Annotated in this window: 21 protein-coding genes; 15 read left to right on the top strand and 6 right to left on the bottom strand. The window is 64.8% G+C overall.

Going from position 1 to position 21216, the window contains the following annotated elements:
* Positions 1–1399 (top strand): inorganic phosphate transporter (locus tag B2W55_RS09210; protein WP_291532213.1); only part of this gene is annotated, 1399 nt, incomplete at its 5' end.
* An 81-nt stretch (positions 1400–1480) separates the two neighbouring features.
* Here the strand turns inward: B2W55_RS09210 and B2W55_RS09205 are convergent.
* A complete protein-coding gene (locus B2W55_RS09205) occupies positions 1481–2389 on the bottom strand; it encodes a LysR family transcriptional regulator (protein ID WP_024579467.1) in 909 nt (302 codons plus the stop codon).
* A gap of 138 nt (positions 2390–2527) precedes the next feature.
* On the opposite strand from B2W55_RS09205, the gene B2W55_RS09200 reads away from it, so the two are divergent.
* Entirely contained in the window at positions 2528–3709 is a 1182-nt protein-coding gene (locus B2W55_RS09200; RefSeq protein WP_024579466.1) for a cytochrome P450, read from the top strand.
* A gap of 174 nt (positions 3710–3883) precedes the next feature.
* Here B2W55_RS09200 and B2W55_RS09195 read toward each other — a convergent pair whose 3' ends face one another.
* Complete coding sequence (locus tag B2W55_RS09195; RefSeq protein ID WP_024579465.1) at positions 3884–5056, bottom strand: M20 aminoacylase family protein; 1173 nt, start codon at positions 5054–5056, stop codon at positions 3884–3886.
* Positions 5057–5331: 275 nt separating this feature from the next.
* Between B2W55_RS09195 and B2W55_RS09190 the strand changes: the two genes are divergently transcribed.
* Positions 5332–5757 (top strand): hypothetical protein, encoded by a 426-nt coding sequence (locus B2W55_RS09190; protein WP_024579464.1) that lies wholly within the window; start codon positions 5332–5334, stop codon positions 5755–5757.
* Between the two features lie 40 nt (positions 5758–5797).
* Here B2W55_RS09190 and B2W55_RS09185 read toward each other — a convergent pair whose 3' ends face one another.
* A complete protein-coding gene (locus B2W55_RS09185) occupies positions 5798–6592 on the bottom strand; it encodes a dienelactone hydrolase family protein (protein WP_024579463.1) in 795 nt (264 codons plus the stop codon).
* A 46-nt stretch (positions 6593–6638) separates the two neighbouring features.
* On the opposite strand from B2W55_RS09185, the gene B2W55_RS09180 reads away from it, so the two are divergent.
* From B2W55_RS09180 to B2W55_RS09165, 4 genes are all read left to right on the top strand, one after another.
* Positions 6639–6803, top strand: a complete 165-nt coding sequence (locus B2W55_RS09180) for a hypothetical protein (protein ID WP_160306721.1) — start codon at positions 6639–6641, stop codon at positions 6801–6803.
* 42 nt (positions 6804–6845) lie between these two features.
* Positions 6846–8465, top strand: coding sequence for a GMC family oxidoreductase (locus B2W55_RS09175; protein ID WP_024579462.1), 1620 nt, complete (start codon positions 6846–6848; stop codon positions 8463–8465).
* Between the two features lie 4 nt (positions 8466–8469).
* Positions 8470–9408: an alpha/beta fold hydrolase gene (locus B2W55_RS09170; protein WP_024579461.1), complete on the top strand. Its 939-nt coding sequence runs from the start codon at positions 8470–8472 to the stop codon at positions 9406–9408.
* 64 nt (positions 9409–9472) lie between these two features.
* On the top strand, positions 9473–11392 hold the full coding sequence (locus B2W55_RS09165) for a potassium transporter Kup (protein ID WP_024579460.1): 1920 nt from the start codon (positions 9473–9475) through the stop codon (positions 11390–11392).
* On the opposite strand, the gene B2W55_RS09160 is transcribed toward B2W55_RS09165, so the two are convergent.
* Complete coding sequence (locus tag B2W55_RS09160; RefSeq protein WP_024579459.1) at positions 11389–12357, bottom strand: LysR substrate-binding domain-containing protein; 969 nt, start codon at positions 12355–12357, stop codon at positions 11389–11391. The genes B2W55_RS09165 and B2W55_RS09160 overlap by 4 nt on opposite strands.
* Positions 12358–12477: 120 nt before the next feature.
* On the opposite strand from B2W55_RS09160, the gene phnA reads away from it, so the two are divergent.
* The 3 genes from phnA to B2W55_RS09145 all read left to right on the top strand — a co-directional run bounded on the left by phnA (position 12478) and on the right by B2W55_RS09145 (position 15411).
* Positions 12478–13710: a phosphonoacetate hydrolase gene (phnA, locus tag B2W55_RS09155; protein WP_024579458.1), complete on the top strand. Its 1233-nt coding sequence runs from the start codon at positions 12478–12480 to the stop codon at positions 13708–13710.
* A 30-nt stretch (positions 13711–13740) separates the two neighbouring features.
* Entirely contained in the window at positions 13741–15042 is a 1302-nt protein-coding gene (locus B2W55_RS09150) for an MFS transporter (protein ID WP_029878830.1), read from the top strand.
* A 99-nt stretch (positions 15043–15141) separates the two neighbouring features.
* The gene (locus tag B2W55_RS09145; protein WP_029878829.1) at positions 15142–15411 is read left to right on the top strand and encodes a hypothetical protein; all 270 of its coding nucleotides are present in this window, start codon (positions 15142–15144) and stop codon (positions 15409–15411) included.
* A gap of 104 nt (positions 15412–15515) precedes the next feature.
* Here B2W55_RS09145 and B2W55_RS09140 read toward each other — a convergent pair whose 3' ends face one another.
* Positions 15516–15923 carry a GFA family protein gene (locus tag B2W55_RS09140; RefSeq protein WP_024579455.1) on the bottom strand — a complete coding sequence of 136 codons (408 nt, stop codon included), beginning with the start codon at positions 15921–15923 and terminating at the stop codon, positions 15516–15518.
* A 229-nt stretch (positions 15924–16152) separates the two neighbouring features.
* Between B2W55_RS09140 and B2W55_RS09135 the strand changes: the two genes are divergently transcribed.
* From B2W55_RS09135 to B2W55_RS09120, 4 genes are all read left to right on the top strand, one after another.
* The gene (locus B2W55_RS09135; RefSeq protein ID WP_024579454.1) at positions 16153–17103 is read left to right on the top strand and encodes a metallophosphoesterase family protein; all 951 of its coding nucleotides are present in this window, start codon (positions 16153–16155) and stop codon (positions 17101–17103) included.
* 25 nt (positions 17104–17128) lie between these two features.
* Positions 17129–17452, top strand: coding sequence for a cupredoxin domain-containing protein (locus B2W55_RS09130; RefSeq protein ID WP_024579453.1), 324 nt, complete (start codon positions 17129–17131; stop codon positions 17450–17452).
* A gap of 94 nt (positions 17453–17546) precedes the next feature.
* A complete protein-coding gene (locus B2W55_RS09125; protein WP_024579452.1) occupies positions 17547–18104 on the top strand; it encodes a sigma-70 family RNA polymerase sigma factor in 558 nt (185 codons plus the stop codon).
* Positions 18101–18871, top strand: a complete 771-nt coding sequence (locus B2W55_RS09120; RefSeq protein ID WP_024579451.1) for an anti-sigma factor family protein — start codon at positions 18101–18103, stop codon at positions 18869–18871. Before B2W55_RS09125 ends, B2W55_RS09120 begins: the two co-directional genes overlap by 4 nt.
* A 91-nt stretch (positions 18872–18962) precedes the next feature.
* Here the strand turns inward: B2W55_RS09120 and hpnO are convergent, their stop codons facing one another.
* Positions 18963–20354 carry an aminobacteriohopanetriol synthase HpnO gene (hpnO, locus tag B2W55_RS09115; RefSeq protein WP_024579450.1) on the bottom strand — a complete coding sequence of 464 codons (1392 nt, stop codon included), beginning with the start codon at positions 20352–20354 and terminating at the stop codon, positions 18963–18965.
* 102 nt (positions 20355–20456) lie between these two features.
* Here hpnO and B2W55_RS09110 point away from each other — a divergent pair, with 102 nt between their 5' ends.
* A complete protein-coding gene (locus B2W55_RS09110) occupies positions 20457–21122 on the top strand; it encodes a DUF2147 domain-containing protein (RefSeq protein ID WP_024579449.1) in 666 nt (221 codons plus the stop codon).
* Positions 21123–21216: the final 94 nt, after the last annotated feature.

Raw genomic sequence — 21216 nt, 5'->3', positions numbered from 1 at the left:
CGGCTTCGAATTCGTCAACGGATTCCACGACACCGCGAACGCGGTCGCCACCGTGATCTACACCCGCTCGCTGCCGGCGCATGTCGCCGTGGTGTGGTCGGGCCTGTTCAATCTGTTCGGCGTGCTGCTCTCCAGCGGCGCGGTCGCGTTCGGTATCGTGTCGCTGCTGCCGGTGGAGCTGATCCTGCAGGTCGGCTCGAGCGCCGGCTTCGCGATGGTGTTCGCGCTGCTGATCGCCGCCATCATCTGGAATCTCGGCACCTGGTGGCTCGGCCTGCCGGCTTCGAGCTCGCACACCCTGATCGGTTCGATCATGGGCGTCGGCATCACCAACGCGCTGCTGCGCGGCCGCGACGGCACCTCCGGCGTGGACTGGTCGCAGGCGGCCAACATCGCCAAGGCGCTGCTGCTGTCGCCGCTGTTCGGCTTCGTGCTGGCGGCTGGCCTGCTCTACATCCTCAAGGCCGTGCTGGTGCGTGCCACGCCCGCTTTGTTCGGCGAGCCGGTCGGCGACCAGCCGCCGCCGTGGTGGATCCGCGGCATCCTGATCCTGACCTGCACCCTGGTCAGCTTCTTCCACGGCTCCAATGACGGCCAGAAGGGCATGGGCCTGATCATGCTGATCCTGATCGGCACCGTGCCGACCGCCTATGCGCTGAACCGCGCGCTGCCCGCGAGCCAGATCGAGCAGTTCGCTTCGCACTCGACCGCGGCCAGCAAGGTGATCGAGGGCAAGGCCGCCGGTTACAACGTGATCGGCAATCCGCGCCCGGCCGTGACCAACTACGTCTCGCAGCACCAGATCAATGAAGGCACCTATCCTTCGCTGGCGGTGCTGGTCCGCGATATCGGCCAACAGGTCGCCCAGTATGGCTCGCTGGCCAAGTTCCCGGCTGACGTGGTCGGCAACACCCGCAACGACATGTACCTCGCCTCGGAAGCGATCCGCCTCCTGATGAAGGACAAGGAAGCCGAGCTGAGCGCGACCGACGTCTCCACGCTGAACGAGTACAAGGGCTCGCTCGATGCCGCGACGAAGTTCATCCCGAGCTGGGTGAAGTTCGCCGTCGCCATCGCGCTCGGCCTCGGCACCATGGTCGGCTGGAAGCGCATCGTCGTCACCGTCGGCGAGAAGATCGGCAAGACCCACCTGACCTACGCGCAGGGCGCCTGCGCCGAGATCACGGCGGCGGCGACGATCGCGGCGGCCGACGGTTACGGCCTGCCGGTCTCGACCACCCACGTGCTGTCGTCCGGCATCGCCGGCACCATGGCGGCGAACGGCTCCGGCCTGCAATGGGCGACGATCCGCAACATCGCGATGGCCTGGGTGCTGACCCTGCCGGCCGCGATGATCCTCTCGGGCATCCTGTACTACGTGTTCTACCACGTGTTCTGAGACCGACCCGCTCTCGGTGCACGACCCGCGCCGGACAAAGGCCCGCACGTCAAGTGCGGGCCTTTTGCCGTCAAGGTGGGCTCAGGCCGCGTAGGCCCTCGCCTCCTCCGCGAGCAGCCCGCGTGCCCATTTGTGCAGGCCCGATCTGGCCGTCCGGGCGCTCCAGTACATGTCGATCGAGATCGGCACGCGGAATGGCAGCGCCGCGACATGCAGACGGCCGCGCATCGCCCGCGCCAGGTGATGCGGAATCGTTGCGACGAGCCTGGTGCCGGCAACGATGCGCTCCAGACTGTCATGGTTCGGCAGGCTGACCACCGGCTCGATCTCGACCTTCCTTGCCTTCAGCGCCTCCAGATAAAGCGGCTGCCATTCGCCGCTATGGGTGATGAAGACGTGCGCGGCCCCGGCATAGGCCGGCAGCGCGATCCGGCCGCGCGCCAGCGGATTAGCCGGATCCATCACGCAGACATAGTGGTCGGTGAGGACATGGCGCCTGAAGAAACTTTCGCCGATGATCCCGACCGGACCCAGCACGACGTCGCACTGGTTCTGCTTGAGATGGATGTCGCCATGGCCGGCGGCATCGAGCAGCACGAGCCGAACCTTCGGCGCGCCGGCGCGCAGCCGCACGCTGAACTGCGGGATCAGGGTCTGGCGTTCGTGGTAGTTGCAGGAGATCGTGACGCTGCCCTGCGCCGTCGCCGGATCGAATTCCGCCGGTGCCGCCAGTCCGTCGATCTCGGCGATCATGTCGCGTGCCCAGTCCACCAGCGCCGCGCAGCGCTCGGTGGCGGTCACGCCATTGCCGTTGCGGACGAACAGCGGGTCATGCAGCGCGCCGCGCAGCCGCTCGACCGCATAGCTGACAGTGGATTGGTTGACGTCGAGCCGCTTCGCGGCCGCGGAGAACGACTGCAAATCGTACACCAGCACCAGCGTGCGCAAGCTCCCGATGTCGATCGGATCGATCGATGAACTGACCGCCACGCTTCACCTCCCGCATTGCCCGCGGCCCAGCCTATCACACGGTCATCCAATATTTCGATGACTTTCATCGACATCATCGAATTGAGCGATCTCGCTTCGGGCGCTAGCCTTGGCAAAAAAGCGCTCCCGGGAGGACCCATGACCAGCGCCGTGCCAATCGTCACCAACATCGCGTATCAGGACCTGCTCGACGACCCCTATCCGATCTTCCGCCGCCTGCGCGAGCTGGCGCCGGCCGTCTATGTCGAGCCCGCAAAGCTGACGCTGGTGACCCGTTTCGACGACATCACGCGGATCGAGCGCGAGCCCGCGACCTACTCGGCCGACAATCCCGGCTCGCTGGTCAACAGAGTGATGGGGCCGACCTTCATGCGCAAGGACGGCTCCGAGCACGCGATCGGCCGCAAGGCGATCGAGCCCTCGTTCCGCCCGGCCACGATCAAGGAGCATTGGGCGCCAATCTTCACCGCGATCGCGGAAAGATTGATCGCCGACCTGTCGGTTGCCGACGAGGCCGATCTGTTCGCAACGCTCGCCGCGCCGATGGCCTCGCTCAGCCTGATGGCGATGATCGGCTTTCGCGACATGCCGTGGCAGACCCTTGCCGAATGGTCGCAAGCCTTGATCGACGGCGCCGGCAATTACGCCGCCGATGCCGAGGTCGAGCGCAAGGCGATGCAGGCCAGCGCGGATGTCGATGCCGCGATCGACGCCGTGCTCGATGACCATCGCAGCCATCCGAACCCTTCGATCCTGTCCTCGATGATCAATGCCGATCCACCGATGCCGCTCGACGGCATCCGCGCCAACATCAAGGTGATCATCGGCGGTGGGCTGAACGAGCCGCGCGACGCGATCCTGACGCTGGTGCTCGGTCTGTTGGAAAACCCTGCGCAGAAAGACAACGTGCTGGCACGGCCGGAGCTATGGCCGGCCGCGCTCGAGGAAGCGGTGCGCTGGATCTCGCCGATCGGCATGTATCCGCGCCGCGTCACCCGCGATGTCGAACTCTCCGGCACCACGCTGCCCGAGAACCTTCAGATCGGGCTCTGCGTCGGCGCCGCCAACCGCGACAGCAACCGCTTCGCCGACCCCGATCGCTTCGACGTGACGCGGCCCAAGCAATCGCACCTGGCATTCGGCGCCGGCCCGCATTTCTGCGCCGGCACCTGGGTATCACGGCTCACCGTCGGCAAGATCGTGGCACCGATGCTGTTTGAACGCCTGCGCAATCTGCGCTTGCGCGAAGACGCTCCGCCCGTCGTCCGCGGCTGGGTGTTCCGCGGCCCGGTATCGTTGCCGGTGCGATGGGATGCGTGAGGGACGCACCTCCCAACCGAGAGGAAACCCGCCATTGCGAGCCAACGGGTCGGCACCCAGCGTCGCCCTATGACAGGTTCCGCGAAGCAATCCATCGCACTGCAAGCGGAGATATGGATTGCTTCCTCGCCTCGCTCCTCGCAATGACGGCCGAAAGCGCGACGGCTCTCTGCCTCAAGCCGCCAGCGCGTTCTCCACGATCTTCACGAAATACGAGGTGCCGAACACGATCGCCTCGTCGTTGAAATTGTAGGCGGGGTGATGCAGGCCGGCGCTGTCGCCATTGCCGCAGAAGATGAAGGCGCCGGGCCGCGACTCCAGCATATAGGAGAAGTCTTCGGCGCCCATCAGCGGCGGCATTTCGTGCACGTTGGACGCGCCCGCGACATCACGTGCGATCCGGCTCGCGAATTCGGTCTGCGCTTCGTGATTGACGGTGACCGGATAGCCGCGCTCATAGGTCAGGTCGATCTTGGCGCCGGTCATCTTCGCAACACCATCCACCACCTCGCGCACGCGCTTCTCGATCAGATCGCGCACCTCCTTGGTCAGCGTGCGCACGGTGCCGCGCAGCTCGGCGGTCTGCGGGATCACGTTGCGGGCATTGCCGGCGTGGAATTCGCACATCGAGATCACCGCGGAGTCGAGCGGGTCCACGGCGCGCGCGACGATCTGTTGCAGCGCGGTGACGAGCTGCGCGCCGACCAGCACGGAATCAATGCATTTGTGCGGCCGCGCCGCGTGACCGCCGAGCCCCTCGATCTTGATGTCGATCGCGTCGGTCGCGGCCATGATCGGGCCGGTGCGGATCGCGAACGAGCCGATCGGAATCCCCGGACCGTTGTGCATGCCGTAGACCTGCTCGATGCCGAAGCGGTCCATCAGGCCGTCCTTGATCATCGCGGCAGCTCCGGCGCCACCCTCCTCGGCGGGCTGGAAGATCACCACCGCATCGCCGGCGAAATTGCGTGTCTCGGCGAGGTAGCGCGCGGCACCGAGCAGCATCGCGGTGTGGCCGTCATGGCCGCAGGCGTGCATCTTGCCCGGCGTCTTCGAGGCGTAAGGCAGGTTGGTTTCCTCGTGGATCGGCAGCGCATCCATGTCGGCACGCAGGCCGATCACCTTGACGTCGCCCTTGGCCGGCCCCTTCTTGCCCTTGATGACCCCGACCACGCCGGTTTTGCCGAGCCCGGTCGCGACCTCGTCACAGCCGAATTCCCGCAGACGGTCGGCCACGAATGATGCAGTGCGGTGCACGTCGTACAGCAGTTCGGGGTTTTCATGGATGTCGCGGCGCCAGGCCTGGATATCGGGTTGCAGATCGGCGACGCGGTTGACGATGGGCATGAGAATTCTGGCCTCGGAGGTTGAACGTGGATTACCACTAGCATGCAAGAGCCGGTCCACCCAACAGATGTGACATGCTTCAGACTGGGCCCCGCAGCGCGGCAAATGCAGAGCCGGCCGACTGGATGCCGTCGAAGGCATCGATCGCCGGATGAGTTATCACCGGGTGCACCGAGACGATGATCGCATCCGACCAAAGCATAATGGTGCAGGAAATATCCGGTGCGGATACTGTTTGAGCTTTCCGCCTGAACCAAAATCAAGGGATCGGCTGCATGACGCCGGATCAAGCGGTGTTGTTTTCCACCATCATCCTGCTGGTGCCGATGGGCTATTTCCTGCTGGCGGCGCCGGCCTTCCTGCTCGTGAAGCTCGACCTCCCGCCGGTCACCCGGCTGCTGCGCGGCATGTTCAATGCCTACTTCCTGGTACTGACCGTATCCGGCGCAATCGGGACACTCGCCTTTGCCGCAGCCGGCCGGCCAGCGGTCGCACTCTGCATCGCCTTGATCGCAGGATTCGCGGTGCTGGCACGCCGATGGTTCCTGCGGCGGCTCGATGCCGAGGCGGATGCGAGAGACTTGGGAGATCCCACCGCCGTACGGCGACTGCGCCACCTGCATTGGGGCGGCATGCTGTGCAATGCGGTCCAGGTGTTCGCGCTGGTGGCCAGCATCCCCTACATGGCGCCGCTGCCGTAATCGTGGGTTGCTGCTCGCGCGCGACCGCGGTTGGCCTTGGTTATTTCTTCAGGTCAGCGGCAAAGAACTTGGCAGCCTCGGCCTTGGATTCCTGATCCGCCTTGGCGTCGTACCTGATCGGAATGTTGAACTTCTTGCCGAGCTCAGTGGCTTCCGGATTGGTGAAGGCGTGCACTGCGCCGGGATATTCGATGATCCGATACTCGACCTTCGCGGCATCAAAGTCCTTCTTCAGCGCAGCGTACTGCTCCGGCTTCACGAAGGAATCGTCCGCACCGTTCATGATCAGAACCTTGGCCTTGACGGTACCCGGCGCCGGTGCGGGCGTATTGAGGCCAAGCGACGCGTGGAACCCGGCTACCGCGGCGAGATCGGCGCCGGCACGCGCCATGTTCAGCACCACCGCGCCGCCGAAGCAGTAGCCGACCGCACCGATCCGCTTGGGATCGACCGAGGCCTGCTTGGCAAGTTGCGACCGCGCAGCGTTGAAACGCACCTCCATTACCGACGGGCTCTTCATCACCGAGGATGACAGCGCACCGGCGTCCTTCGGATTATCCGCGGTCTTGGCGTCGCCATACATGTCGGCGATCAGGACCGTATAGCCTTGCTGTGCGAAATTCCGCGCCTCGTCATGGATATGCTTGGTGATGCCCCACCATTCATGCACCATCACGATGCCGGGTTGCTTGGCCGCGCTCGCGTCGTCATAGACCACGAAGCCCTTCATCGTGGTCTCGCCGTCCGAATAGGAGACCGGCTCCTCGCGGATCGCGGCGTTTGCACTTGTGACCATTGCGATAGCGAAAAGTGCGGCGACGATATGGGTTCGCATGGCTGTCCTCCTGCGAGTTGGCGCAGTCAAATTGGCATACCAGCGCATGCTGCGCCAGACCTTGGCCGCATCGCTGCCCGGCCTCGCCGGCATCGACGATTGTCGTCGAATCGACACGGCTTCGCCGAAGCAGCCAAGCCGGGCCGTCCCTGATCGTCCGGCGCAGGCCGCCCTATCCACCGCCGGGCTTGTCTCGACCGGCCGCGTCTGACTAATAGACAGATAACAAAAGACGCTTGCCGGGAACGAGGATATGCCGCGAAGGCTCGAGGGTGATTTCGACTACATTGTCGTCGGCGCAGGCACCGCCGGCTGCATCATGGCCAACCGCCTGTCGGCGGATCCGAAGAAGCGCGTGCTGCTACTGGAAGCCGGAGGCACCGACAACTGGATCTGGTTTCACATTCCGGTCGGCTATCTCTTCGCGATCGGCAATCCGCGCTCGGACTGGATGTTCAAGACCGAGGCCGAGCCCGGCCTCAACGGCCGCGCGCTCGCCTATCCACGCGGCAAGGTGATCGGCGGCTCGTCGGCGATCAACGCCATGATCTCGATGCGCGGCCAGGCCGCGGATTACGACCACTGGCGACAGCTCGGCCTCACCGGCTGGAGCTACGACGACGTGCTGCCGGCGTTCAAGCGGCTGGAGGATCACTTCCTCGGCGAGAGCGAGCACCACGGTGCCGGCGGCGGCTGGCGCATCGAAGCGCCGCGGCTGTCGTGGCAGATCCTCGACGCGGTCGGCGATGCCGCGGAAGAAATGGGCATCAAGCGGATTCCGGATTTCAACACCGGCGACAATGAGGGCAGCAGCTACTTCCACGTCAACCAGAAGCGCGGCCGACGCTGGTCGTCGGCGCGCGGCTTCCTCAAGCCGGTGCTGAACCGCGGCAATCTCAGGCTGGAGACCAATGTGCTGGTCGACCGCCTGATCATCGAGAGCGGCCGAGCCGCCGGCGTGCTGTTCCGCCAGGGCAACGAGACCGTCGAAGCCCGTGCCAAGGGCGAGGTGATCCTCTGCGCCGGCTCGATCGGAACCACGCAGGTGCTGCATCGTTCCGGTATCGGCCCGGCCGAATGGCTGTCGCCGCTAGGCGTCGACATCGTCGCCGACGTCCAGGGCATCGGCCACAATCTTCAGGACCATCTGCAACAGCGCGCGATCTACAAGGTCTCCGGCGTGCGCACGCTGAACGAGACCTACTACAACCTGGTGCGGCGCGGCCTGATGGGCCTCGACTATGCATTCCGCCGCCGCGGCCCGCTGACCATGGCGCCGTCGCAGCTCGGCATCTTCACGCGCTCGGATGCGACGCGCTCACGCGCCAACATCCAGTTCCACGTGCAGCCGCTGTCGCTCGACAAGTTCGGCGATCCGCTGCATCGTTTCCCGGCGATCACGGTGAGCGCCTGCAACCTGCAACCGACCTCGCGCGGCACAGTACGAATCCGCTCGACCGCACCCGACGACAAGCCGTCGATCGCACCGAACTATCTGTCGACCGACGACGACCGCCAGGTCGCGGCCGACGCCATCCGCACCACGCGCAGATTGATGAAGCAGCAGGCGCTGGAGAAATATCATCCCGAGGAGTTTCTGCCCGGTCCCTCGGTCGGCGACGACGACGCCTCGCTTGCCAAGGCTGCCGGCGACATCGGCACCACGATCTTCCATCCCGTCGGCACCGCGAAGATGGGCACCGCCAACGACCCGATGGCCGTGGTCGATGAGCGCCTGCGCTTCTACGGACTGCACGGCCTGCGCATCGCCGATGCCTCCGTGATGCCCACCATCACCTCCGGCAACACCAACACGCCGACCGCGATGATCGCGGAGAAGGGCGCCACGATGATCCTCGGGGATGCACGATAGAACGATGAACGCCCCGACGCGCATTCTGGTTGGCGATCCCGACGGAGAGGTCGCGGTGGCGCGATGGGGCGAGCCGGCCACGGGCAAGCCAGTCGCGCTGCTGTTGCACGGCACCGGCTTTGTCGCCGAAGTCTGGGCTGAAGTGGCGGAGGCGCTGGCCACCGACTACACTGTCTATGCCATCGACCGCCGCGGCCATGGCCTGAGCCATAAGCCGCCTGCCGACCGCTATCACTTCGAGGACTTTGCCGACGACGTCTGCAACGTGGTGGATGGCCTCGATCTGCACGACATCTACGGCATCGGCCACAGCGCCGGCGCGACTGATCTGCTGCTGGCAGCGAAGTTGATGCCGGATCGCTTCGCGCGTCTGTTCGTGACGGAGCCGACCGTAATGGACCCGCGCGCGCCGCGCGCCGCGGACCTGAGCGAGATGTCCAAGGCGTCGGTGCAAGGCACGCTGCGGCGACGGGCCGAGTTCGACAGCGCCGACGGCCTGTTCCAGCGATTGCGCTTGGCACCGGCATTCGCGCCGTGGACCGAACCATCGCTGTGGTCCTATGTCCATCACGGCTTTGCCACGCTCGACGACGGTCGCATGCGGCTGCGCTGCACGCCGGAGATCGAGGCGGCGTTGCTGCTGCCGATCATGCAGGCCATGGAGCAGATCTACGCCGGCGATTCTCGCGGCAATCCGTTCCCGTGGATCTCCGAGATCGCCTGCCCGGTCCGCATCGCGACTGCCGAGCAGTCGTGGCCGGTCTACAAGGAGATGGCTGATCGCGCTGCGGCCCTGATCCCGCACGCCAGCCGCTGGAGGTTCGACGGCGTTGGGCATTGCGTCGCCCAGGAGGCACCGGAGCTGATGGTTACGGCGCTCCGGGCGTTTGCCGCACAGACCGATGACAGCCGACGCAACGATCCGGCTGCATCGCCGTTGTAATCAGGTGATCTGTCGGCGGGCAGCGACCCTCCTGCGCGGCGCGCGACGACGAGGGTGAGACCGGATGCCGTCTTCGACAGTTTCGGCCCTGAACGACACGACCGGATTCGAGGGTGAAGCGCACCGCCGGTTCGAGCAACCGCCGGGCCCGACCAGCATCCTGCTCGCGCTCGGCATCGTGTACGGCGACCTCGGGACCAGCCCGCTCTACACGCTTCAGACGATCGTCCATTTGATGGGAGGCGGCTTCACGCCGGAGGCAGCCCTCGGCTCGCTCTCGCTGATCGTCTGGGCGCTGATCATCACGATCTCGGTCAAATACTGCATCTTTGTCATGCGCGCCGACAATCACGGCGAAGGCGGCATCCTGGCGCTGATGGCGCTGACCGGCGCACGCTGGTCCGGTCGCGGACGCTGGCTGGTGACGCTGGGGCTGTTCGGCGCCGCCCTGATCTATGGCGACGGCATCATCACGCCGGCGATCTCGGTGCTGAGCGCGGTCGAAGGCCTCAACGTCGCGACCGAGGCCTTCAAGCCGTACACGATGCCGATCGCGGTTGCGATCCTGATCGGGTTGTTCGCGTTGCAGCGGCACGGGACCGCGACCATCGGCAAGGCGTTCGGTCCGGTGATGTTGCTCTGGTTCCTGACTATGGCGCTGCTCGGCGTCACCTCGCTGGTGCGGCACCCCGAGGTGCTGCGCGCGCTCAATCCCATGCACGGCATCCTGCTGCTGACGACCCACGGCCTGCTCGGCTTCACCCTGCTCGGCGGCGTCTTCCTCGCGCTCACCGGCGGCGAAGCGCTTTACGCCGACATGGGGCATGTCGGCCGCACGCCGATCCGGCTCGCCTGGTATGGCTTCGTGCTGCCTGCTCTCGTCCTCAACTATGCAGGGCAGGTCGGCAACTTCATCGCCTCGCCCGATCCCGGCGCCAACCCGTTCTTCAAGCTCGCGCCGGTCTGGGCGATCTACCCGTTGGTGGCGTTGGCGACGCTGGCGACCATCATCGCCAGCCAGGCCATCATCACCGGTTCATTCTCGATGACTCGCCAGGCCATGCAGCTCGGGTGGTTTCCGGGCGTCCGGATCAACCAGACATCGGCCGAGGAATACGGCCAGATCTATGTGCCGTTCGTGAACTGGACCATGATGTGCCTGACCGTCGCACTGACGATCGGCTTCGGCAGCTCTGACCGCCTCGCCGGCGCCTATGGCGCGGCCGTTTCCACCACCATGGTCCTGACCACTGCCCTGCTCTACCAGGTGATGCGGCGAAGATGGGGCTGGAGCGCGGCGCGAGCGACCTCGCTCACCGGCGTGCTGCTCACGGTCGATCTTGCGTTCTTTCTTGCCAATCTCTTCAAGATCGAAGAAGGCGGCTGGATTCCGCTGCTGTTCGGCGCACTGCTGTTCGGCATCATGGTCACCTGGCATTTCGGCCTCGATGCGCTGCACCGGCGAAGCATGGCCCAGTCGGAGCATATCGATGCGTTCTTCGCCGGCCTGCGCGACCAGCACATCGCGCGCGTACCGGGGACCGCGATCTTCCTCACGCGGCTGAGCCACCGCATTCCCCCGATCATCGTCAACTACGTCAGGCAAGCCCATTCGCTGCATCAGACGGCGATCGCCTTGACGGCCACCTTTGAAAGCGTGCCCCGTATCCGCCCCTCCGATCGCATCCGCTGCGAGCAGCTTTGCGAAGGCGTCTGGCACATCTCGGTGCATTTCGGCTTTGTCGAGATACCCGATTTGCCGGCGGTCCTGGCGAACGCAAAGCAGATCGGAGTGCCGATGCAGGAGGATACGACCTATTTTGTCGAGCGCCACGATCCGCTCAGCCGCAAGCGCCGCAATCCGTTGGCCCGGTTCCAGATCGCGCTGTTCGCATTTATGGCGCGAAACTCCGCACACGCGATCGACCGCTTCAGGATTCCGAACGGCTCGCTGGTCGAGATCGGCAGCCGGACCGAGCTCTAGGACCGGCGCTTCGATCCCGGCCGAGGCGGCGGACGTCGGGCTCCGAAGCGCCGCGTCGTCGGCGCCGCTTTCGCTTGCGTGCGCGCTTCCTGGACCAGCCAGTCCCTGAACTTCTGTGTCGCGGGATCGATGCCGCCCGCCGCGCCATAGCAGAAATAGGATTCGCCGGGAAAGTTCAGCTCCGGAAACGGACTTGCCAGATCACGACTCGCGATCGCCTCCTGCAACACGTTCTGCGGCGCTACCACCGATCCAAGCCCATCCTTGACCGCCTGGATCGCCACGAACAAATGATCGAAGCGATGTCCGCCGGCGATGAAGGCATCGCTGACGCCGACGTGCTTCAGCCATGCCGCCCATTCCTGCGGGCGGGTCATCGACTCGATCAAATGATGGCTCCTGACATCGGCGGGCCTGGCGAGCGGCTTGCGCGCCAGCAATTCCGGCGAGGTCAGCACCGCGAGATCCTCACGGAACAGCAGCGTTCGCTCGTCGAGACGCGAGGACGTCACCGCGGCCTCGCCACGCGTCACGACGAGATCATGCGCCGAGAAATTCGGCGGCTGCCCGGTCATCCGGGTCGAGACCCACACGTCGGTACGCGGATTTTGCGCGCGATAGCGGTTCACGCGCGGCAACAGCCAGTACATCGCAAAGGTCGCCGGCGCCTCGATCGTAACCGTGCGGCGCTCGCGCTGGCGCTGTACGTGGGCGCAGGCACCGGCAATATCCTCGAGCGCGCGTCCAACCTCACGCGACAACACCCGGCCGAATGGCGTCAGCGCAAGCCGCCGTCCCTCCAGCGTGAACAGCGCCTGGCCCAGCCAGCGTTCGAGCAGCTTGACCTGCTTGCTGACTGCGCTGTGGGTGACGCCCAGCGCCTCCGCCGCAGCGGCGACCCCGCCGGTCTCCGCCACGACGGCGAATGTCCGGAGCGACACCAGCGGAAGGTCGCGCAGTTTCATGGGAATGAAAGTTACATGAACCGGTAAATTATTCAATTTTTATTCCAGACGCCGCTTCCTAGGATCGCGTCGAAACCGCTTACCGGCCACCGCTCACCGACCTGGCCTCAAGGAGCCTCCATGATCGAAGTCAACGGGCGTCGCTACCGCAAGCCCACGCGCCCCACCGTCGTGATCTGCCTCGATGGATGCGACCCGCGCTATCTCAACTTCCCCGATGCGCGGCAAGTGTTCCCGAACATTTCGCGGATGATGCACAGCGGGTTCGCCACCCTCGCCGACGCGGCGATGCCGACCTTCACCAATCCCAACAACGTCTCCATCGTGACCGGCGCGCCGCCGGCGGTGCATGGCATCTCCGGAAACTATTATCTCGATCGCGAGACCGGCAAGGAGATCATGATCGTCGATGCGACGCCGATGCGGGCGACGACCATCCTCGCCGAGATGTCGCGCGCCGGCGTCCGCGTCGCCGCGGTGACCGCCAAGGACAAGCTGCGCAAGATGCTCGGCCACCGCATGGAGGGCGGCATCTGCTTCTCGTCGGAAAAGGCCGGAAGCGCGACCATCGCGGAGAACGGCATCGAGCATGTCGAGGCTCTGGTCGGGCGACAAACCCCCGACATGTACAGTCCCGATCTGTCGCTGTTCGTGCTCGACGCGGGCATCAAGCTGCTCGAGCAGAATCGCGCGGAGCTGCTCTATCTCTCGCTGTCCGATCTGGTTCAGCACGCGCACGGCCCGGGCGAGGCCGAGGCCGACGCCTTTCACCGCGCGGTCGACCAGAAGGTGGGCCGCATCGCCGAACTCGGCGCCATCGTCGGGCTGATCGCCGATCACGGGATGAACGACAAGGCGAACGCCGACGGAACACCGCGCGTGGTGTTCCTCGAGGAGGAGCTGAATCAGCGCTTCGGCGCCAAGGCGGCACGCGTGATCTGCCCGATCACCGACCCGTTCGTGAAGCATCACGGCGCGCTCGGCTCCTTCGTTCGCGTCTACCTGCGCAAGGGGCTCGCCCTGGCCGAAGTGATGGAGACCGCGGCGAGCATCCCGGGAGTGGCGCTGGTCCTCGACGGGCCGAGCGCCGCGAGCCGCTACCAGATGCCGCTCGACCGCGAAGGCGATTTCGTCGCCATCGGCGACACCCACACCACGATCGGCTCGACGCGGGCCGAGCACGATCTCAGCGGGCTCGACGGGCATCGCCTCCGCTCCCATGGCGGGCTGAGCGAGCAGATCGTACCGTTCATCCTGTCGCACCCGGTCAACGACAGCTACCGGAAGCTCGCTGAGACCAGGCGCATGCGCAACTTCGACATCTTCGAATTTGCGCTGAACGGCGCGCAATAAACCAAAACATAAAACACGGGAGGATACGCCATGCTCGAGACAGGGCAGGCCTTTGCACGGGCGTTCGCAACCGAGCCGGCTGCGACGCAGATGTATCGGCGCTACAAATGGACGGCGCTGCTCGGCGTCTCCTTTTGCTATCTCTTCTACTACCTCGGACGGCAGACCTTCGGCTTTGCCATCCCCGGCATTCAGAAGGAACTCGGGCTCTCCAAGGAGATGCTCGGATGGGTCAGCGCATCGATGCTGTGGGCCTATGCGCTGGGCCAGTCGATCAACGGCAACCTCGGCGACAAATGGGGCGGCCGCGTCATGATGCTCGCCGGGGCGGTGCTGTCGTTTGCCGCGAACTGGGCCACGAGCTTCGCCAACGGCTTCATCGTGCTGCTGCTGGCCTGGGGTCTCAACGGATATTTTCAGGCCATGGGCTTCGCACCCGGCAGCCGGCTGCTGTCGAACTGGTGGGGACACCGGCATCGCGGCTTCGTCTATTCGTTCTATGTCGGCATGTCCGGCTTCTCGTCGGTGCTGGCCTACTTCGTCCCGATCATCATTCTCGGCACGTTGGGGTTCGATTGGCGCTGGATCTTCCGCCTGTCGGTGTTCCTGATGCTGTTCGGCGCCATCGTCATGTTCCTCGTGGTGCGCGAGCGCCCCGAGGATCTCGGCCTGACAGGCCCGGCCGACGAGAAATCTCCGGAGGAAGCGGACGTCGACGGCGCGATCGACAGCACGACCAGCGGCGCGCGCTATCGCGCGGTGCTCTCGAACTGGCGGCTCTACGCGACGGGCCTGTCGATCGGCTTCCAGAATGCCGCACGATACGCCCTGCTGGTCTGGGTTCCCGTCCACTTCCTCGGGCCGAATTGGAAATCGACCGCAAGCGTGATCGATCCAGTCTGGATCACCGTCGCGCTGCCGGTCGGGATGGCGCTCGGCGCATCGACCAACAGCTGGATTTCCGACGTCCTGTTCAAGTCGCGGCGCTATCTCGCGATCATCTCCTACATGGTGCTCGCCGCGATCATCGCGCTGGCGATGGAGCTGGTGCCCCACGGCAGCCTGATCGGGATTGCCGGCCTGTTCCTGTGCGGCTTCTTCGTGTTCGGTCCGGCATCGTCATTCTGGGCGCTCTGTCCCGACATCTTCGGCCGTCGCCTGGCCGGAACCGCAACCGGCGTGCTGAATTTCATTTCCTACGCCTGCGCCGGGATCGGCGAGCCCCTGATCGGGCGCTTCATGGACCACACCGGCAACACCGCCATCATCTTTCCGATCGTCGCATGCCTGTGCGCGGCGAGCGCCGTCTCCGCACTTCTGATCAGACGATAGGTCGACGCGACGGCCAGCCAAAGGCCGGCAGTGGCGAAAAGAAAGCGCCGTCCCCTTACGGGGACGGCGGAAGCCACTCACGCAGTACTGGAACTTTTATTGGTGCTTGCCGTGGTGCTCGGCGTGATGCCGGCTCGCTTCGGTGTGGTGATGCTCGGCATGGCTGGCATGACCATGGGCGCTGTGGGCATGATGTGCCGCCTTCTCATGGTCGCCGGCGGCATGGTGCTTGGCGGCTTCGCGGTGATGATGCGCCGCGTGCTCGTGATGCTCGGCTGCCTTGTGATGATGCTCAACGCCTGCGTGGTCGCTCATGATGATCTCCCGGTGTGGCGAATGAAGTCCGCCATCTCTAAGCAGGAGCGCTGACATTATGCTGACGGTTGCAAGACAGCTTTGTTGCGGCCGTTCATCTACGTTGCGCGGCATCGCCCTTGTGCGCGCCTCGTCGACGCAGCATCCATAGGCGCCAGTTATTCCGTCGGCGGAAAGCGATCGAACGACGGCAGCTCGTGCGCCGTTTCCATCCAGTGCAGCCGCTCCGCGACCTGGATATGCATCGTGGCCGGCACCGCGCCGGGATCGTCATAGGTGCCGCTTTGAATGTCGATGAACCCGGGCAACATATGGCCGTTGGCATAGAAAAGCCCGGTGCCGCAGCTCGCGCAGAAGTGCCGCCGGCCATGCTCCGAGGATCGATAGATGCTGGGCTGCCCCTTGGTCACCTTGAGCGCATCGTCGGCGACCATCACCCAGCCTACCATTGGCGCGCCGGCATGGCGCCGGCAATCGGTGCAGTGACACAGCGCATGAACGACCGGTGTTCCGGTCACCTCGTAACGAATCTCGCCGCAGTGACAGCCACCGGTGACGCCAACCATGTTTTGCTCCAACCGATCAGGGGTTTGACTGGTCGATAGCGTCGCGAGCCCGGTGCCTGCAATGGCGCATCTTGCCGTTGCGGCCACCGGTCGCGCGGTCGGCTTCTCATGGTTTTCACGAAATCGTCATCCCTGCCCTCACCCCTCTCCAAAGCCGCGGGAATAAAGCCCTGGGCTCACCGATCACCTCCCCCGGAAACCCAATCCCTGGGCCCACGGGAGACTTGTCATGAGCGGACACGATCACAATCACCACGATGAGGAGAAAGGCGTCAGCCGGCGCAAGGTGCTGGAATGCATGACCTGGGCCGGCACCGGCGTGCTCTGGACCGTCACCGGCGGCGTGCCGCATTCGCTCGGCATCGTCGGCTCCGCCAAGGCTGCGGAAGCCACCGGCATGACCTTCATGCAGATCAGCGACAGCCATGTCGGCTTCGACAAGCCGGCCAACCCGAACGCCATCGGCACGCTGGAAGAGGCCATCAACAAGGTCCGCGCGATGCCGGTCAAGCCGTCCTTCATGATCCACACCGGCGATATCACGCATCTGTCCAAGGCGTCGGAGTTCGATGACGCCGATCGCATCATCTCGCAGGCCAAGCTCGACGTGCATTACGTGCCGGGCGAGCACGACTTCATCGACGAAGAGGTCAAGCTCTACAAGGAGCGCTATGGCAAGGGCACCAAGGGCCCGGGCTACTATTCGTTCGACGCCGGCGGTGTCCACTTCGTCGGCCTCGTCAACGTCGTCGACCTCAAGGGCGGCGGCCTCGGCAATCTCGGCAACGAGCAGCTCGAATGGCTGGAGAACGACCTCAAGGGCCGCTCGAAGTCGACCCCGATCGTGCTGTTCGCCCACATCCCGCTGTGGACGGTCTATCCGCAATGGGGCTGGGGCACCGAGGACGGCGCCCGCGCGCTGGATTACGTCAAGGGCTTCGGCTCGGTCACCGTGCTCAACGGCCACATCCACCAGGTGATGCAGAAGGTCGAGGGCAACGTCACCTTCCACACCGCGCGGTCGACCGCCTTCCCGCAGCCGGCGCCGGGTGCGGCGCCCTCGCCCGGCCCGATGAAGGTCGAGGATGCCAAGCTGCGCAGCATGCTCGGCGTCGCCAGCATCAACTTCAAGCAGAACAGCCAGCCGCTGGCGATCATCGACACGCCGCTGCAGGGCTAGGGCAAAGGGCTAGAGGACGAGACCGATGAGCTCGATCAACCGACGCGACTTCGGCATCGCCGTGGTCGCAACCATGCTGCTGCCGGTCACGGCGGCGCGCGCCGAAGACGTCGCGGTCCATATCGACAACTTCTCGTTCGCGCCGAACCCGCTCGACGTGAAGGTCGGCACCACCGTGACCTGGACCAATCGCGACGACATCCCGCACACCGTGGTGTGCGCGGGCAAATTCCGCTCCAAGACCATGGATACCGACGGCACCTTCTCGTTCACCTTCACGGAGCCCGGCGAGTACAAGTATTTCTGCTCGCTGCATCCGCACATGACAGGCAGTATCAAGGTTGGGTAACGTGATCACCCATACAATCACAACCATGCCCGGCCGGTGGCCCACAGCCGCCGACCGGGCACAAGCCGTCTCTCGACATGCCGGGCAGGACACGATGGTTGTCAACGCGCCGCAAGACGATCCCGAAAAGGCGCGGCGCTTCCGCGAAGCCGCGCTGCCCTATCTCGATGACGCCTACACGCTGGCGCGCTATCTGCTGCGCGATGCCGCCGACGCCGAGGACGCGGTGCAGGAATGCTATCTGCGTGCCTACAAGCACTTCGACAGCTATCGGGGACCTGCGATGAAGCCGTGGCTGTTCGCGATCTTGCGCAATGTCTGCCGGGCCGAATTTGCGCGGCGCAAGACCGCGCCCACCGCGGTCGAGGAGCTGCCCGAAGGCGGCGACCAGGCCCCGATGTGGAATGAAGCCCCCGAGACGCCGGAAAAGCAGCTGCTGCGCCGCTTCGACGGCGACACCGTGCGCAAGCTGGTCGCGGCACTTGCCGAGCCGTTCCGCGAGACCTTCGTGCTCAGGGAAATCCAGAATCTATCATACCGCGAGATCGCCGATGTCGCCGCCGTGCCGGTCGGCACCGTGATGTCCCGCCTCGCGCGCGCCCGCGCCATGCTGCGATCGGCCTGGCTCGCGGAACAGGAGCAAGTGAAATGACCTGCGAGGAAGCCGAAGTGCTGATCCACGCGCTGATCGACGGCGAACTCGACGCCGGCCATGCACGCGAAGTGGAAGCCCATATCGAAGGATGCGCGCATTGTGCCGCGCTGACGAAGGAGTATCAGGAGATCCGCCAGGCGATCGCCGAGAGCGACGTGCGCTACAAGGCGCCGCTCGAGCTGCGCCGCAAGATCGAGAAGGCGCTGCCGCAACCGCAGACGCAGGCGACCCCGAGCCGGCGCTCGGTGCTGCGCGGCTTTGCGATGGGCTCGGCGGTATCGGCGATGGCGGCGACCGGTCTGATCGCGATCGTGATGCGCAATGACGACGAGCAGCGCATCGAGAACGAGGTGGTGTCGGCGCATCTGCGCTCGCTGCAAGCCGGCCACCTGATCGACGTGGTCTCGACCGACCAGCATACGGTGAAGCCCTGGTTCAACGGCAAGCTCGACGTTTCGCCGCCGGTGATCGACCTCACCGCGCAAGGCTTTACGCTGATCGGCGGCCGGCTCGACTATGTCAACGCCCGCGAGATCGGCGCCGTGGTCTACAAACGCCGCCAGCACGTCATCAACCTGTTCGTGGCGCAGACCGCGAATACCGAGCGCAAGCCCTCGAAGATCACGACCCTGCAAGGCTTCAATATCCGCAGCTGGAGCGACCGCGGCCTGAACTACTGGGCGGTCAGCGATATCGGCGCCGACGAGCTGAACGAGTTCGGCGACAAGTTCGAGACCGCGATGCGGGCGAACAAGGAGGGGTGATTTGTAGATTGGATTAGCCGAAGGCGTAATCCACCGGGCCGATTGCAAACAAATGGCGGGTTACGGCTTCGCCTAACCCGCCCTACCATTCTCAAGCCGACTTGCGCACCGCGTTGTCGACCAAGGTCTTGCCGAGCGACCAGATCGCGCCGGGGACCTTGTGGCTGCCGGCGATCACGTCGTCGAACGACTTCTCGATCCAGCTGCTGTCCTCCTCGGTGATCGTCAACGGCGGCAGCAACTTGATGGTGTGCAGGCCGTGGCCGGCGACCTGGGTCAGGATCTTGTGATCCTTGAACAGCGGCACCGTGATCAGCTGGCAGAACAGGCCCTTGTTGGCGGTCTCCAGCAGGTTCCACGACGCCTTCAGCCGCAGCGATTTCGGCGGACCGAACTCGACGCCGATCATCAAGCCCTTGCCGCGGACCTCCTTCATCAGCTCATAGCCGGGCACCATGCGCGTCAGCGCCAGGCGGAGCTCGGCGCCGCGCTTGGCGGCGTTCTCGACCAGCCTCTCGGCCTTGATGACATCAAGCGTCGCGATCCCGGCGGCCATCGCCAGATCGTTCTTCGCGAAGGTCGAGCCGTGCACGACCGCGCGATCCATCTGGTTGAAGATCTTGTCGAAGATGTTCTTGCGCGTCAGCAGCGCACCGATCGGCACATGGCCGCCGGACAGCGCCTTCGCGAGCAGCACCATGTCGGGCTCGATGCCCCAATGCTCGATCGCGAGGAATTTTCCGGTGCGGCCGATGCCGGTCTGGATCTCGTCGGCGATGAACAGCGTGCCGTATTTGCGGCACAGCGCCAGCGCGCCCGGCAGGAACTCGTCGGTGGGCATGTTGACGCCCTTGCCCTGGATCGGCTCGACGATGAAGGCGCCGACCTGGCGCGACGACAGCGCCTTCTCCAGCGCCTCAAGATCGTTGAACGGAATCGGCGTGCAGCCCGGCAGCAGCGGCTCGAAGCCGCTGCGGAAATTCGTGTCGTCGGTCAGCGACAACGCGCCGTAGGACAGGCCGTGGAACGAATGCCCGCAATAGACGATGCCAGGACGGCCGGTGGCGCCGCGCGCGAACTTGATCGCGGCCTCGACGGTTTCGGCGCCGGAATTGGCGAAAAACACCTTGTCCAGGTATGGAACATGTTCCAGCAGGCGTTCCGCGAGCACACCCGCAAGCGTGGAGACGTCAAGCTGCACCAGATTCGGCAGATCGGCGTCGAGCACGCTCTTCAGCGCCTCGCGCAGGGCCGGATGATTGCGGCCAATCGCAAAAACGCCAAATCCGCTTAATAGGTCAAGGTAACGAGCCCCCTGACGATCGAAGAGGTATTGGCCTTGCCCCTTCTGGAAGCCGACGTCGTAGCCGATGGTCTTGAGAACGCGAACGAGCTGCTCGTTGAGGTGACGCGTGTGCATGGCACCACGTTGCCCCTCGCGCTCCACAAAAATCTCGGAAACGTCTAAATTGGAACTTACCATTCGTTACATACGTCGGTTGATGGCCATCTCGTCAACTTAAAACGCTCGATAGCGGCGTTTTGACCCCCGCTCGGATCGTCAAGTTAAGCACAGGTTTGGACCATGTTGCACTGCCCAAGAACATTCGCACGTACAATAGCCTTTTCAGGTTTATTTTTGGCCACCGTAGTTTCACCGGCGCTTGCAGCGGACCCCACCGGCGACTGGAAGGTCGCGGACGGTGTCGCCACCATCCGTGTCGCCCAGTGCAATGGCAACATGTGGGGTGCGGTGTCCTGGGAAAAAACCCCCGGCGGCAAGGATAAGAACAATCCTGATCCGGCCAAGCAAAGCAGGCCCACCCTCGGCATGCCGATCCTGATCGACATGAAGAAGAAGGTCGGCGCCGATGCGTGGGAAGGTCAGGTCTACAATGCCAAGGACGGCCAGCTCTACAGCTCGACCATCAAGCCAGTCGGCACTGATCAGCTCGAGATCCAGGGTTGCGTGCTGGGCTTCCTGTGCGGCGGCGAGACCTGGACCCGCGTCGGTCCGCCGATCCCGATGAGCGTCGCGGGCAACCCGGCCGCGGCCGGCACGGCGCCAAAGGGAGCCGCGCCCAAATCGGCGCCGTCGCAGGCCCAAAAAACCACCGGCGCCGTCCCGCCCGCCGCCGCCATCAAGCCGGGTCAGAAGCAGGCGGCCAACGCGCCGGGCGCCGCCAATGCGTCGGTGGACACCATCGGTGATATCTGCCTGCTGCCGGATATCGCGCGACCGACGCATTAGAGCCTTTGCCGTTCCGATGGGATCGGAACGGGGCTCCAGGTTCTAGTCTTGACGCGTTTTCTTCACGCGAACCGGTATCCACTTCGCTCGAAAA

Origin of the sequence: Bradyrhizobium sp. UBA2491, assembly GCF_002341725.1 — a bacterium.
Lineage (GTDB): Bacteria > Pseudomonadota > Alphaproteobacteria > Rhizobiales > Xanthobacteraceae > Bradyrhizobium.
This window is presented reverse-complemented; position numbering and strand designations above follow the sequence as displayed.

Excerpts from the sequence above, each read along its gene's own strand:
- B2W55_RS09200 (WP_024579466.1), top strand. The coding sequence starts at position 2,528 with ATGACCAGCGCCGTGCCAATCGTCACCAACATCGCGTATCAGGACCTG.
- B2W55_RS09195 (WP_024579465.1), bottom strand. The coding sequence starts at position 5,056 with ATGCCCATCGTCAACCGCGTCGCCGATCTGCAACCCGATATCCAGGCC.
- B2W55_RS09190 (WP_024579464.1), top strand. The coding sequence starts at position 5,332 with ATGACGCCGGATCAAGCGGTGTTGTTTTCCACCATCATCCTGCTGGTG.
- B2W55_RS09185 (WP_024579463.1), bottom strand. The coding sequence starts at position 6,592 with ATGCGAACCCATATCGTCGCCGCACTTTTCGCTATCGCAATGGTCACA.
- B2W55_RS09180 (WP_160306721.1), top strand. The coding sequence starts at position 6,639 with ATGCTGCGCCAGACCTTGGCCGCATCGCTGCCCGGCCTCGCCGGCATC.
- B2W55_RS09175 (WP_024579462.1), top strand. The coding sequence starts at position 6,846 with ATGCCGCGAAGGCTCGAGGGTGATTTCGACTACATTGTCGTCGGCGCA.
- B2W55_RS09170 (WP_024579461.1), top strand. The coding sequence starts at position 8,470 with ATGAACGCCCCGACGCGCATTCTGGTTGGCGATCCCGACGGAGAGGTC.
- B2W55_RS09165 (WP_024579460.1), top strand. The coding sequence starts at position 9,473 with ATGCCGTCTTCGACAGTTTCGGCCCTGAACGACACGACCGGATTCGAG.
- B2W55_RS09160 (WP_024579459.1), bottom strand. The coding sequence starts at position 12,357 with ATGAAACTGCGCGACCTTCCGCTGGTGTCGCTCCGGACATTCGCCGTC.
- phnA (WP_024579458.1), top strand. The coding sequence starts at position 12,478 with ATGATCGAAGTCAACGGGCGTCGCTACCGCAAGCCCACGCGCCCCACC.
- B2W55_RS09150 (WP_029878830.1), top strand. The coding sequence starts at position 13,741 with ATGCTCGAGACAGGGCAGGCCTTTGCACGGGCGTTCGCAACCGAGCCG.
- B2W55_RS09140 (WP_024579455.1), bottom strand. The coding sequence starts at position 15,923 with ATGGTTGGCGTCACCGGTGGCTGTCACTGCGGCGAGATTCGTTACGAG.
- B2W55_RS09135 (WP_024579454.1), top strand. The coding sequence starts at position 16,153 with ATGAGCGGACACGATCACAATCACCACGATGAGGAGAAAGGCGTCAGC.
- B2W55_RS09130 (WP_024579453.1), top strand. The coding sequence starts at position 17,129 with ATGAGCTCGATCAACCGACGCGACTTCGGCATCGCCGTGGTCGCAACC.
- B2W55_RS09125 (WP_024579452.1), top strand. The coding sequence starts at position 17,547 with ATGGTTGTCAACGCGCCGCAAGACGATCCCGAAAAGGCGCGGCGCTTC.
- B2W55_RS09120 (WP_024579451.1), top strand. The coding sequence starts at position 18,101 with ATGACCTGCGAGGAAGCCGAAGTGCTGATCCACGCGCTGATCGACGGC.
- hpnO (WP_024579450.1), bottom strand. The coding sequence starts at position 20,354 with ATGGTAAGTTCCAATTTAGACGTTTCCGAGATTTTTGTGGAGCGCGAG.
- B2W55_RS09110 (WP_024579449.1), top strand. The coding sequence starts at position 20,457 with ATGTTGCACTGCCCAAGAACATTCGCACGTACAATAGCCTTTTCAGGT.